This is a genomic window from Streptosporangium sp. NPDC000509 (assembly GCF_042898365.1).
Classification (GTDB): domain Bacteria; phylum Actinomycetota; class Actinomycetes; order Streptosporangiales; family Streptosporangiaceae; genus Streptosporangium.
In genome coordinates this window covers 133,374-146,160 of record NZ_JBIAYX010000014.1, presented here as the reverse complement: position 1 = coordinate 146,160, position 12,787 = coordinate 133,374, and the positions used below count along the sequence as shown (strand labels likewise).

Sequence of the window (12,787 nt, the reverse complement as noted above, 5' to 3'; positions counted from 1 at the left end):
GCCCGGGAGGGAGGGTGCCCGGCGCCCGGCGACGGCGGGCGCCGGGCGGCTCGTGGACGGCCCGCGATCAGCTCTCGTACATGCCGTCGATGATCTCCGCGTACCTGGAGTGGATGACGCGGCGCTTGAGCTTCAGGCTCGGGGTGAGCTCCGCGCTCTCGGCCGTCCACTCCACCGGCAGCAGGCGCCAGCGCTTGACCTGCTGGACGCGGGCCAGCTTCTCGTTGGCGGCGGCGATCGCGCCCTCGACGGCCTTGAGGACGTCGGGGTGCTCGGCGAGGTCGGCCAGGGTGGTGAACGAGATGCCGTTGGCCTGCGCCCAGCCCGGGGCCACCTCGCCGTCGAGGGTGAGGATCGCCACCGGGTACGGCCTGCTGTCACCGTAGGCGAGGGCCTGGCCGATGAGCGGGTGCTCCTTGAGGTGGTTCTCGATGTTGGCCGGGGAGATGTTCTCACCCCCGGAGGTGATGATGAGCTCCTTCTTGCGGTCGACGATGCTGACGAAGCCGTCCTCGTCGATGGAGCCCACGTCTCCGGTGTGCAGCCAGCCGTCCTCGTCGAGGAGTTCGGCGGTGGCCTCGGGGCGCCCGAGGTAGCCGCGGGTGTTGGCCGGGCTGCGGGTGATGATCTCACCGTCCTCGGCGATCCTGACCTCGACGCCGGGACCCGCCTGCCCGACCGTGCCGAGCTTGAAGCGCTCGGGGGCGTTCGCGGTGAACGCGCCGGTCGTCTCGGTCATGCCGTACACGTCCAGGATCCGCAGGCCGAGACCGGCGAAGAAGCGCTGGACCTCCAGCGGCATGGGCGCGGCCGCGGTGGCGAGCCAGCCCGCGTTGTCGAAACCGATCATCGACCGGATGATCGAGAGCAGGGCGGCGTCGGCCTGCTCGTAGGCGGCCAGGACCTCGGGCGAGGGGGTGCGCCCGTACTGGTTGGCCTCGACGTAGGCGAGCCCGGCGGCCATCGCCCTGCGCACGCCTTCCTGCTGCTCCTCCGGCTGGGTCGCCAGCAGTGCCTGCAGGCGGGCCATCATCTTCTCCCACACGCGTGGCACGCCGAAGAACAGCACCGGCTTGACCTGGCCGAGGGTGGCGCCGAGCTGGGTGAGGTCGGTGCAGAAGTGGGTGTGGGAGAACTTGAAGAGCGGCAGGTAGAGGCTGAGCACCCGTTCGGCGATGTGCGCGTAGGTGAGGTAGGAGATCTGGGTGCCGTTGTTGGGCAGGTCGGCCATCCGGGTGGTGGCCACGACCTCGAAGAACACGTTGGAGTGGGTGAGCGGCACGCCCTTGGGGTTGCCGGTGGTGCCCGAGGTGTACAGGACGGTGAGAACGTCGTCGGCGGTCACCGCCCGCCAGCGGGCGTCGACGGCCTCGGGGTCGGCGGCGAGCGTCTCGCGGCCGAGGGCGAGGAAGTCGTCCCAGGAGAGGAAGCGGTCGCCGGCCGGGGCGCCCTCCAGCACGATGACCTTGCGCAGCCCGGGGAGTTCGTCCAGGACCGGCTCCCACCTGGCCAGGTCGGCCGGTCCGCCGAGCACCGCGATCCTCGCCCCGACGTCACCGGCCACGAAGGCCACCTGCTCCGGGGCGAAGGTCGAGTAGACCGAGCAGGACACCCCACCGGCGTGCACCGCGCCCAGGTCCGCCAGCACGTGCTCGCTGCGGTTGATCATCATGAGCGCGACCGCCTCGCCGGGCTCCAGCCCGAGGGCGGCGAAACCGGCCGCGATCTCCAGGACCCGCTGCCTGGCCTGGGAGTATGTCAGGGTCGACCAGCCCCCCTCCACCGGGTCGGAGTACGCCGGCGCGTCGGGGTTGCTCTCGGCCGCCTCCTTCAACTGATCGCAGACCGTACGGCCCGCGATCTCCCGCTCGATCGCCGCACGCTCCTCAAGGACACCGGCCATGACGTGCCTCCTGAAAGTGTTCACTTGCACGAGTGGCATGCATCGCACCACACGCCGTTCCCCTCGGACAACCCCTGCGAGAAAGAAGAAACGCCCCGTCGCACCGCCGTCTTTCCCGCACGGACAGGGGATGTACGTAGAGTTAGCCTCTGATCACGCGATGACGTTCGGGGGGACGCATGCCATCGGGGAGACGAGTTCGCGAGAAGACCTTCTTCGGGCACCCGCGCGGCCTCGCCACACTGTTCGGCACCGAGATGTGGGAGCGCTTCAGCTGGTACGGCCTGCGGGCCATCCTCGCCACCTTCATGGCCGCCTCCCCCGCCACAGGCGGCCTCGGGCTGACCCAGCAGACCGCCCAGGCGATCATCGGCATCTACGGCGCCCTCATCTATCTCGTCGCCCTGCCCGGGGGGTGGATCGCCGACCGGATACTCGGCGCCCGCAGGGCGGTGCTGTGTGGCGGCGTCGTCATCATGTTCGGCCACATCAGCATGGCCGTCCCGGTCAGCGGCGGCGTCTTCGTCGCGCTCGGCCTGCTCCTCATCATCGCCGGGACGGGGTTGCTGAAGCCCAACATCTCCACGATGGTCGGCAAGCTCTACCCCCCGAACGACGACGCGCGCAGGGACGCGGGCTTCTCGATCTTCTACCTCGGCATCAACATCGGCGCCTTCGTCGCCCCCATCGTTGTCGGCCGGCTCGCCACGGGCGACCGCTGGCATCTGGGTTTCGGCGCGGCGGCGGTCGGGATGGCCCTGGGCCTGACCCAGTACGTGCTGGGCGCGCGCCACCTCATGGGCGTGGGCGAGCGGCCCGGCCACCGGCTGACCTCGCGCGAGCGCCGGCACTTCGCCCTCGCCCTCGTCGCGGCCGTCCTCGTGGCGGGAGGCGCCCTGGCCGCGTGGGTGGCCTCGGGCACTTTCAGCCTCGACGCCTTCTCCCTGGTGATGACGCTGCTCATCGTGGCCGTGCCGGTCCTCTACTTCGGCTACATCCTGCTGGGCAGCCACAACCTGACCGACGACGAGCGCTCCCGGATGAAGGCCTACGTCTGGCTCTTCGCCGCCGCCGCCGTCTTCTGGATGATCTACGATCTGGCCCCGTCCGTGCTGCTGTTCTTCGCCCAGAACAACACGGACCTGTCGCTCTTCGGCCTGTCGATCACCCCGGCGACCACCCAGGCGTTCAACCCGTTGTTCATCATGATCTTCGTGCCGGTCTTCGCGGCGCTCTGGGTCCGGCTGGGAGACCGGGTGACCGCTCCCCACAAGTTCTCCCTGGGACTTCTCATCAACGGCCTGAGCTTCATGATCATGGCTCTCGCCGCCATGCTGGCCCAGGCCGGGAGGATCTCGGTGTGGTGGCTGGTGCTGGTCTACCTCGTCCAGGTCTTCGGGGAGCTGGCGCTGAGCCCGGTCGGGCTCTCGGTCACCACCAAGCTCGCCCCCGAGGCGTTCAAGAGCCAGATGCTCGGGCTGTGGTTCCTCTCCTTCTCGGTGGGCGACGCGGTGGGCGGGCAGACGGGACGGCTGAGGAACCACATGTCGGAGCCCGCGTACTTCCTCACCCTCGCCACGATCTCCATCGTGGCGTCACTGGCGCTGTTCGCGTTCGCCGGCAGGCTGCATGCGATGATGCGCGAGCATCGGACGCCGAGCACGGCTCCGCCACGCTGATGACCCCTTCGATCCCATGGAAAGCCCATATGTCCGGTCATGGGATGATTTATCTGTGAATATGGTGCTCGATCTCGTCGGGATCTTCGTCTTCGCCCTCTCGGGCGCCCTCGTCGGTGTACGCAGGCGGCTCGACGTGGTGGGCATGGCCGTGCTGGCCGAGATCACCGCGCTGGGCGGCGGGATCCTGCGCGACCTGATCCTGAACGTACGGCCCGCGGCCTTCTCCAGTGTCGGCTACGTGGTCGTCCCCCTGGTGGCCACGGTGATCGTGTTCTTCTGGCATCCGCACGTCGAGCGGGTGATGCCCGCTGTGAACGTCTTCGACGCCGCGGGACTCGGCCTGTTCTGCGCGGTCGGCACCGAGAAGGCGATGTACTTCGGCCTCACCCCGCTGCACGCCGTCCTGCTCGGGGTCACCACCGCGGTCGGCGGCGGCATCCTGCGCGACATCCTCGCCGGGCAGATCCCCACCCTGCTGTACGACCGCCAGTTGTACGCGGTGCCCGCCATGCTCGGCTCGGCACTGATGGCGTCGCTCTACACCCTCGCCCTGCACGGCTGGCCGGCCACGCTGTCCGCCGCACTCCTCGCCTTCGGGCTGCGGATCGCGGCCATGCGGCTGAAACTGCGGGCCCCGCTGGCCAGGGGCGTCACCTCTGAGTGAGCCGCGCGCCCCGCCCTGCCGCAGAGTGCCCCGTCGGCCCGCTCGCCGCCTCGCGGGGATTCGCAAGGCCGTTCACAGGGCCGTTCACAGAGCGGGAGTGAGAGGCTCGGCGGGCCGGGTGCCGTACGCGCCCCTGATCCTGGCCTCGGCGATGCGCCGCACCGCCTCGACGAGGACCTGAGGTGGGTGGGTGAAGGGGAGGCGGAGTCTCCCCTCCAGGGTGCCGTCCACGCCGAACCACCGGCCGGGGGCGAGACGAACCCCCTGGCAGGCGGCCGCGTCGGCGAGCGCGGTGGCCGTGGGGCCGGAGAGCCGCACCCAGATGGAGCCGCCACCCGCGGGCAACGTGAAGCTCCAGTCGGGCATGCGCGCCGCCAGCTCCGCCGCCAGGACGTCCCTGGAGGCGCCGAGGAGACGGGCCCGCTCGGTCCTGGCCTCCTCGATGTCCTCGAACAATCCGGCCACCACCAGTTGCTCGAAGAGAGGGCTCGCGATGTCCACGGAGGCGCGGAGCATCGCCAGGTGACGGACCGTGGCGGCGGTGGTGCGGATCCAGCCGATGCGCAACCCACCCCACCACAGCTTGGACGCCGATCCGATGGTGATCACTCTGCCGTCGGTGTCGAAAGCGGCCAGCGGCGTGACCTCGGGCCCCTTGTCGATCGCGAGCTCGCCCCAGCTCTCGTCGACCACCAGAGTGGTGCCGTACCGCCTCGCCGCGGCGGCCAGGGCCGCCCGCGCGGTGTCGTCCATCAGATGCCCGGTCGGGTTCTGGAAGTCGGGGATGACGTACGCGAGGCGGGCGGCCGACTGGCGCATCGCGCAGGTCAGCAGGTCCAGGTCACGCCAGCCCTCGTCCGGCACGCCGACCGGGACGATCCTGGCGCCGCGCATCCTGGCCAGGCCGATGACGTGCGGGTAGGTGGGCGACTCCAGCAGCATCGGGTCTCCCGGCGAGAGCAGCATCGCGGTCACCAGGTGGATGGCCTGCTGGGCGCCGGTGGTGACGAGGATCTGCTCGGGCCGGGTGGCCACCCCGCGCGCGGTGTAGCGGGCCGCGATCGCCTGGCGCAGCGGAGCGATCCCGACCGGGTCGTAGCCCATGCCGAGCGTGTAGCGGGGATACTGGCCGGCGGCGGCGGCGATCGCGTCGGGCAGCGACGAGATCGCGCTCGGGGCCGCGGCGTGCAGCGGCAGCAGCCCGTCGTCCACGGCGGCGATCCACGGGTTGTCGGCGCCCAGCGAACCCGCGTCGGGCAGCGCGGTCCAGCTCCCCGCCCCCTGCCTGCTCTCCAGGTATCCCTGCTCGCGGAGCAGGTCGTAGGCCGAGGTCACGGTGGTGCGGCTGACGCCCAGGGCCTCGGCGAGGTGCCGCTCGGCGGGCATGCGCACCCGCACGGGCAGTCGCCCGTCGAGGACCAGCGACCGCACGGTCCTGGCCAGGACCCGGTAGTACGGCCTGGCCGCGGGGTCGATCGCGAGGAGGCGGGCGAGCTGGGTGCCGCTGAGATACCGGTCCATGATGGCCATCGTAAAACCACTTCTCGAAATTGGCCCTTTCAATCCGGCCGCGTGGACTGAACGATTAACGCCATCATGAGCGAACTCTCCCTGTCCACCGTCGCCTCCCTTCCCAACCGGCTCACCCGCCTGTACACGGGCCTCGCCCTCTACGGCGTTGGTGTCGGCCTGCAGATCGAGTCGCGGCTGGGCGGCAGCCCCTGGGACGTCTTCCACCAGGGACTCTCCATCCACATGGGCCTCTCGATCGGCACCTGGATCATCATCGTGGGCGCCCTGGTCATGCTGCTGTGGATCCCGCTGCGGCAGAGACCGGGCGTGGGCACCCTCAGCAACGTCGTCTTCCTCGGGCTGTTCGCCGACGCGGCCATGTGGCTGCTACCGACCCCGGACGCGCTCGCCGTGCGCTGGACCTACCTCCTGCTCGCCGTCGTGGCCACCGGCGCGGCGACCGGCCTCTACATCGGCGCCGGGCTCGGCCCCGGGCCACGCGACGGCCTGATGACCGGACTGAACCGCCTCGGCCTGTCCATCCGCCTGGCGCGCACCGTCATCGAGGTCACCGTGCTGGTGGCGGGCTGGCTGCTCGGCGGGACCGTGGGGGTGGGGACGCTGGTCTTCGCCCTCGCCATCGGGCCGCTGACCCAGTTCTTCATGCCCAGGACGCGGCCGGGCGCCCGGTTTCTCCGCAGGCCGCCATGGACCGTGCGGAGGCATTAGCGTCGAGGCATGTGGATTGAGGACTACGCTCTCATCGGCGACATGCAGTCGGCGGCCCTGGTCGGCCGGAACGGCTCCATCGACTGGCTTTGCCTGCCGCGCTTCGACTCGCCCTCCTGCTTCGGGGCGCTGCTCGGCGACAGGGAGAACGGCCAGTGGTGGATCGGTCCCGCGCACGCCGAGCGGCCGCGCGCCACCCGGCGCCGCTACCGGGGCGAGTCCCTCATCCTGGAAAGCGAGTGGGACACCCCGGACGGAACGGTCAGGGTGACCGACTTCATGCCCACCCGGCACACCAACCCCGACCTGGTGAGGATCGTGGAGGGCGTGTCCGGGACGGTGCGGATGGCCACCGAGATCCGCGTCCGCTTCGACTACGGCCGCATCGTGCCCTGGGTGCGCCGCAGCGACGGCCTCCTGCAGGCCATCGGCGGACCCGACTCCGTGTGGCTGCACTCCCCCGTCCCGCTGGAGGGCGGCGACTACGCCCACCGGGCGAAGTTCGAGGTCTCCGAGGGCGACAGCATGGCGTTCGTCTTCACCTGGCACCCCTCACACGAGCCCAGGCCCGTCGAGATCGACCCGTACGAGCAACTGGCCGAGACCGATTCGCTGTGGGCCGAGTGGGTCGAGGGGTGCACCTACCAGGGGCCGTGGCGCGAGGCCGTGGTCCGCTCGCTCATCACGCTCAAGGCGCTCACGTACGCCCCCACCGGCGGCATCGTCGCCGCCCCGACCACCTCGCTGCCCGAGGACCTCGGCGGCGTCCGCAACTGGGACTACCGCTACTGCTGGCTGCGCGACGCCACCATGACCCTGGACGCCCTGATCGGCGCCGGATACCTGGAGGAGGCGGGCGCGTGGCGGTCCTGGTTGCTGCGGGCCATAGCGGGCCGCGCCCAGGACCTGCAGATCATGTACGGCGTCGCGGGAGAGCGCAGGCTGACGGAGCAGGAGCTCGACTGGCTACCCGGCTACGAGAACTCCCGGCCGGTCAGGATCGGCAACGGCGCGGTCGACCAGCTCCAGCTGGACGTCTACGGCGAGGTGATGAACTCCCTGCACCTGTCCCGCATCTCGGGCCTTGAGGCGGATCATCGGGCGTGGACCCTCCAGTACGAGCTGATCGCCTACGTCGAGAAACACTGGGAGGACGCGGACGAGGGACTGTGGGAGGTCCGCGGTCCGCGCAGGCACTTCGTCCACTCCAAGGTCATGTGCTGGGTCGCCGTCGACAGGGCGATCAAGCAGGTGGAGTCCTTCGGCAAGTCCGCCCCGCTGGCACGCTGGAAGGAACTGCGCGACCGCATCCACGCCGAGATCTGCGACAAGGGCTTCGATCCGGTGCGCCGCACCTTCACCCAGTCGTACGGCTCGCAGGAGCTGGACGCGGCCCTGCTGCTCATCCCGATCGTCGGCTTCCTGCCCCCTGAGGACCCCCGCGTGGTCGGGACGGTGGAGGCGATCCAGCGCGAGCTGATGGTCGACGGCTTCGTGCTGCGCTACCCGGTCTCCCCCGACAACGACGTGGACGGCCTGCCCGGCGGTGAGGGCGCGTTCCTGGCGTGCAGCTTCTGGCTGGCCGAGGCCCTGGCGATGATCGGCCGCAAGGACGAGGCCGTCGAGTTGTTCGAGCGCCTGCTGGCACTGCGCAACGACGTCGGCCTGCTCGCCGAGGAGTACGACCCCCGATACGGCCGGATGGTCGGCAACTTCCCGCAGGCGTTCAGCCACGTTCCGCTGATCCACGCCGCCCGCGCGCTCAGCTGAGCCGACCCCCCTCAAGCCCTTTCATCCCAATTCATCCCTTTTGTTCCGAATAAGTCGTGACGGGCAGCCGACTTTTCGGAAATTTGCTAAGAAATCTGGGATCGGGCTGCAACAATCCGGTGCGATCGTGACTCTCACCCGATGTAACACCACCGGAAAGGAACGAACCAATGAGCGATTTCGACGTGACCACCACCGATCTGGTCGACTACGACGGCGACGGGAGCACCGACGCCCAGCTGATCGACGTCGACGGTGACGGTCTCGCCGACGAGGAGCGCTACGACATCGACGGTGACGGCGTCACCGACGTCGTCTACCTCGACCACGACGGCGACGGCTACATCGACGAGACCCGCGTCGACCTGAACGGCGACGGGGTCGCCGACTACACCGAGACCGCGGGCCCCTTCCCGACCGTCTGACCGAAAGAGAACGGCACGAGCCCGTGTGATCTCACCGAGAGGGGACCCGGATCCGGGTCACACGGGCGGGCCGACGAGGAAGGCTTGCGATGAGGACGCGACCCGCGTTCCCTCCCCCGTTCCCGGTCCGGGCGACGCCCACCGAGAGCGGGAACACGCCGGGCGGCCGGGGCGGTGAGGTGTGAACACCGGACCGGCGGACCTGCTGCGCCGCCTGTGCGACACCACCTCGGCCAGGCTTTCCGGCGCCGAGCTGCGCGAGCGGGTGGGGCAGGTGCGCGCCGGCCTCGACGCGCCGCTGCGGGTCGCGGTGGCGGGCGCGGTGAGCAGCGGCAAGTCGACGCTGGTGAACGCGCTGCTCGGGCTGCCCGTCGCCCCGGTGGACGCCGGTGAGTGCACCTTCGTGGTCACCCAGTACGAGTACGGCGAGGACGACGGCCACATCACGATCGAACTCACCGACGGCGGGGTGGCCCACTCCCGGCTGTTGCCGGGGCACCGGCTCCCCTCCGAGTTCGGCGTCGACGTGGCCGGGATCCGACGCCTGCGGGTCACCCTGAACCTGCCGTCGCTACGCACGATCACCATCGTCGACACCCCCGGTATGAACACGGTGACGGCCGCCAACGAACGGGCGGCCAGAAGCATGCTGTTCGGCTCGGGAGACGAGGACGACCGCGCGCAGGCGATGATCTACGTGCTGCGTTACGTCCAGAAGTTCGACGACACCACCCTCGCCGAGTTCCGCGGGCTCACCGACGCCTGCGGAATGAGTTGTGTCAACACCCTCGCCGTGCTCGGCCAGATCGACCGGCGCGGCGACGAGGACGACCCGTGGCCGACCGCGAGGCGGCTGGCCGCCAAGGGGTACGCGGACCTGCGCACCTCCGTCTTCGACGTGGTCCCGGTGATCGGCCTGCTCGCCGAGACCGCGCGGGCCCGCCCGCTCGGCGCCGAGGAGGCCGAGGCTCTCACGGCGCTGGCCGGGCTCGACGAGGACGACCTGGAGGACTACCTCCTGGACCTGGACGACTTCCGCTCGGCGCCCGAGCTGCCCGTACCGGCCGAGGTACGGCACCGGCTGGTGGAGCGGCTGCACCGCTACGGCATCACCAGCGCGGTGGACGCGGTGCGCGCGACCGGGTCCGCCGACCCCGAGGCGCTCTCCGCCCACCTGCTGGAGCGCTCGGGCTACTCCTCCGCCGGCCGGGCCGCGACCGGCTCGGTGGCCGCGGGCATCGCCCACTTCGCCCGCCGCGCCGACCAGCTGAAGGCACTCGACGCGCTCACCCGGCTTCGCGCGATCGCCCGCACACCCGCGATGGGGGCCGACCGCGCCACCCTGGACGCGCTGGCGGCCCAGCTCGACGAGAACCGGCCGATCGCGACCTCCCTGGGCGGCCTGCGGATCTTCACCGCCGCCGAGGCGCTCGGCCGCGGCGCGCTCGTGCTGAACGAGGAGATGACCGCCGAGCTCCTGCGCCTCGCCCGCCACGACGAGCCCGCCGAACAGCTGGGCCTGCCCGCGGGAGCCCCGGCCGCGGAGATCGCCGCCGCGGCCACGGCGGCGGCGATGCGCTGGCGCACCCTCGCCATGATGAGCGAGGGCAGGACCGGCGGGCACCGGGCCAGGGACGTGCTGACCGTCCTGGAGGATCTCGTCTCGGCGGCGCTGGACGAGGTGGCTCTGCAGGAGGCGGCTCTGGAGGAGGCGTCGAACGGGGCCGCGCGGGACGGGCGGGCGTCCTCCGCGAGTGCCGGGGGCGGCGAACCGCTCCCGGTGGTCCGGGTGGACCCCGCCGCGATCGAGGCGCTGCGGGCCTCCCCGATGGTCCCCGCCGACGACCGGCGGGCCCTGGAACTCCTCCTTTCCGGATCCGAGCTGGCCACCCAGCTCGGGGCGCCGCCCGGGGCACCGCGCGCCGAGGTCGCGGGGTACGCCGCCGCCCTCAGTGCCCGGTTCCGCACCCTCACCCACCGGCCGCTCTCCCTGCGGCAGCGGCGGGCGGCCGAGACGCTGTGCGAGGCGTACGAGACCATCTGGTCGCACTACGGCGACGGTTCCTGAGTACGGCCCCGGCCCATCCCCCGCGACACCCGACCATCCCCGACAGGAGAGCACGACCATGACGACCCCCGACCCGGCAGGCCCCGTGGCCAGGCTGCTGCGCTACGCCAACGAGGTCCACGCGCTGGCCGGGCAGTGCGGCAGGAAGGACCTCGCGGAGGTGCTGGCCGCGTGCGCGGGCCGATGGAAGGACGAGTGCACCGACATCGTGGTCGCCGGGGCACAGAAGCGCGGCAAGAGCCGGCTGCTCAACACGCTGGTGTCCCACCCCGACCTGCTGCCCGTCGACGCCGACGTCGCCACCAACTGCTTCCTGTCGCTGCGGCGTGGCCCCCGGCTCACCGCCGTCGTGCACCGCGGCACCGACGCGGGGCCGGTCGAGATGCCGATCACCATCGAGTCGATCCCCGACTACGCCTCGATGCGCGGCGACGCGGGCAAGCGCCGCGACGTCGTCAGTGTCGACATCACCCTCGACAACCCGCTGCTCGACGGTCTGCGGCTGCTCGACACCCCCGGCGTGGACAGCCTGACGGTGGGCCACCGGCAGGTGACGGTGGCCATGCTGCAACGGGCCGACGCGCTGTTGTTCACGCTCAGCGCGCAGGACCAGCCGGTGCTCAGGCACGAGCTGGAGTTCCTCGCCGAGGCCGCCGAACGGGTCCAGGCGATCGCGTTCGTCCTGACGAAGGTGGAGGACTCGGCCAACTGGCGCGCTCTGCAGGAGGAGAACAAGACCCGCCTCGCGACCTTCGTCACCGAGGCGATCGCGGCGGACCCCCGCAGGGCGGCGACGCTCGCCCCGCTCCTGGAGGCGCCGTGGATCCCGGTGAGCGCCAAGCTCGCCGAGGCCGCGGAGGCCAAGCGGCGTGAGGGACGCACCGAGCGCGCCGACACGCTGCGGGCGCGCAGTGGCATGGACGTGCTGGAGCGGTACCTGCGCGGCTTCGCCGAGGGCAGGGACTCCGCGCGGGGCGCCACGGTGGTCGCCGCCGCGCTGTCGGTGCTGGCCTCGCTCGCGACCGGCGCGAAGGACGACGTCGCCGCAGGCTCCGACGACGAGGGCGACGTCACGGCCCGGCTCGCCGAGGTGGACGCCGGCCTGGCGGAGCTCGCCGAGCTGGCGGGGCGCCGCAGGGCGGGCGCGGTGGCCAACACCTTCCTCGGGCGCGAGGTGGCGGGCATCGTGGCGGCGCGGGTGTCCGAGATCCGCCAGCCGTACGAGAACACGATCGCCACGCTGAAAAAGCAGGCCCAGATCGACCAGTACATGGCGGAACTACCGGAAAGCGTGCAGCGCTCGCTGGAGGCGGCGTGGTCGCAGATCGTCTACGACGTGGAGAAGCTGTCCAGGACCACGCTGGACGCCTTCGCCCGCGATCTCGGCCTCGACCCGGTCGACCTGGCCACCGACGGGCGCGCGATGCCCAGCCTGTCGCAGGTCCAGGTCAGGGGCGATCTCGCCGCGGACGACCCCGGCAGCGTGGATCTGGTCCGCGACGTGCTGCCCTCGGCCTCGATCGGGTTGTCCCTGGGCGGATTCGCCACGGCCCTGCTCGGCCCGGTGGGCTTCATCCTCGTCGCCCCGGCCATCGGGGCGGCCATCTTCATGGGGCGGCGCTCGATGGAGAAGGTGCAGCGCAGCCAGGCGGCGATCAGGGGAGCGCTGCGCGACCAGTTCTCGGTGGTCGCCAGGGAGATGACGCTCGACCTGGAGCGGATGGTGGCGACCTGGCGGGTGGGCGTCGAGCAGACCGCGGACGAGAGCCTGGCACGGCGCCGCAGGGAGCTGGAGACCAGACGGGCCGAGCTGAAGTCCGCCTCCGCCCGCTCGGCCGCCGAGCGCCTCAAGGCTCGCAAGTCGGGCGAGGATCGCATCGCCGCGATCGGCACCCTCACCAAGCGCGGCGAGGAGCTTCGCAAGGAACTGGCCACCGCGGTGGCCGCCCTGGGCGCGGAACGGCCGGTGCCCGCCGCGACCTGACCGGGCATCTCCCGGTCGCGTGATCGCGGCCGGGGCTCGTCCCGCCGTCC

9 protein-coding genes are annotated in these 12,787 nt (G+C 71.2%); 7 read left to right on the top strand and 2 right to left on the bottom strand.

Annotated features, from left to right (window positions below; translation table 11 throughout):
* Positions 1-67 precede the first annotated feature (67 nt).
* Positions 68-1,903 carry an AMP-dependent synthetase/ligase gene (locus tag ACFY3D_RS25430; protein WP_389983401.1) on the bottom strand — a complete coding sequence of 612 codons (1,836 nt, stop codon included), beginning with the start codon at positions 1,901-1,903 and terminating at the stop codon, positions 68-70.
* A gap of 179 nt (positions 1,904-2,082) precedes the next feature.
* Between ACFY3D_RS25430 and ACFY3D_RS25425 the strand changes: the two genes are divergently transcribed.
* Positions 2,083-3,582, top strand: a complete 1,500-nt coding sequence (locus tag ACFY3D_RS25425) for a peptide MFS transporter (protein ID WP_389983398.1) — start codon at positions 2,083-2,085, stop codon at positions 3,580-3,582.
* A 61-nt stretch (positions 3,583-3,643) separates the two neighbouring features.
* Positions 3,644-4,249, top strand: a complete 606-nt coding sequence (locus ACFY3D_RS25420; protein WP_350947707.1) for a trimeric intracellular cation channel family protein — start codon at positions 3,644-3,646, stop codon at positions 4,247-4,249.
* Between the two features lie 84 nt (positions 4,250-4,333).
* Here the strand turns inward: ACFY3D_RS25420 and ACFY3D_RS25415 are convergent, their stop codons facing one another.
* Positions 4,334-5,770 carry a PLP-dependent aminotransferase family protein gene (locus ACFY3D_RS25415; protein WP_389983395.1) on the bottom strand — a complete coding sequence of 479 codons (1,437 nt, stop codon included), beginning with the start codon at positions 5,768-5,770 and terminating at the stop codon, positions 4,334-4,336.
* Between the two features lie 75 nt (positions 5,771-5,845).
* On the opposite strand from ACFY3D_RS25415, the gene ACFY3D_RS25410 reads away from it, so the two are divergent.
* The 5 genes from ACFY3D_RS25410 to ACFY3D_RS25390 all read left to right on the top strand — a co-directional run bounded on the left by ACFY3D_RS25410 (position 5,846) and on the right by ACFY3D_RS25390 (position 12,737).
* On the top strand, positions 5,846-6,490 hold the full coding sequence (locus tag ACFY3D_RS25410) for a YitT family protein (RefSeq protein ID WP_389983392.1): 645 nt from the start codon (positions 5,846-5,848) through the stop codon (positions 6,488-6,490).
* A 9-nt stretch (positions 6,491-6,499) separates the two neighbouring features.
* A complete protein-coding gene (locus ACFY3D_RS25405) occupies positions 6,500-8,260 on the top strand; it encodes a glycoside hydrolase family 15 protein (RefSeq protein ID WP_350947709.1) in 1,761 nt (586 codons plus the stop codon).
* A gap of 170 nt (positions 8,261-8,430) precedes the next feature.
* Positions 8,431-8,685, top strand: a complete 255-nt coding sequence (locus tag ACFY3D_RS25400; protein ID WP_386208001.1) for a hypothetical protein — start codon at positions 8,431-8,433, stop codon at positions 8,683-8,685.
* A gap of 181 nt (positions 8,686-8,866) precedes the next feature.
* Complete coding sequence (locus ACFY3D_RS25395) at positions 8,867-10,753, top strand: dynamin family protein (protein ID WP_389983388.1); 1,887 nt, start codon at positions 8,867-8,869, stop codon at positions 10,751-10,753.
* Positions 10,754-10,811: 58 nt separating this feature from the next.
* Positions 10,812-12,737, top strand: a complete 1,926-nt coding sequence (locus tag ACFY3D_RS25390; protein WP_389983385.1) for a dynamin family protein — start codon at positions 10,812-10,814, stop codon at positions 12,735-12,737.
* Positions 12,738-12,787: the final 50 nt, after the last annotated feature.

Coding starts and splice junctions, on each gene's coding strand:
- ACFY3D_RS25430 (WP_389983401.1), bottom strand. CDS start 1,903: ATGGCCGGTGTCCTTGAGGAGCGTGCGGCGATCGAGCGGGAGATCGCG.
- ACFY3D_RS25420 (WP_350947707.1), top strand. CDS start 3,644: ATGGTGCTCGATCTCGTCGGGATCTTCGTCTTCGCCCTCTCGGGCGCC.
- ACFY3D_RS25415 (WP_389983395.1), bottom strand. CDS start 5,770: ATGGACCGGTATCTCAGCGGCACCCAGCTCGCCCGCCTCCTCGCGATC.
- ACFY3D_RS25405 (WP_350947709.1), top strand. CDS start 6,500: ATGTGGATTGAGGACTACGCTCTCATCGGCGACATGCAGTCGGCGGCC.
- ACFY3D_RS25425 (WP_389983398.1), top strand. CDS start 2,083: ATGCCATCGGGGAGACGAGTTCGCGAGAAGACCTTCTTCGGGCACCCG.
- ACFY3D_RS25400 (WP_386208001.1), top strand. CDS start 8,431: ATGAGCGATTTCGACGTGACCACCACCGATCTGGTCGACTACGACGGC.
- ACFY3D_RS25410 (WP_389983392.1), top strand. CDS start 5,846: ATGAGCGAACTCTCCCTGTCCACCGTCGCCTCCCTTCCCAACCGGCTC.
- ACFY3D_RS25390 (WP_389983385.1), top strand. CDS start 10,812: ATGACGACCCCCGACCCGGCAGGCCCCGTGGCCAGGCTGCTGCGCTAC.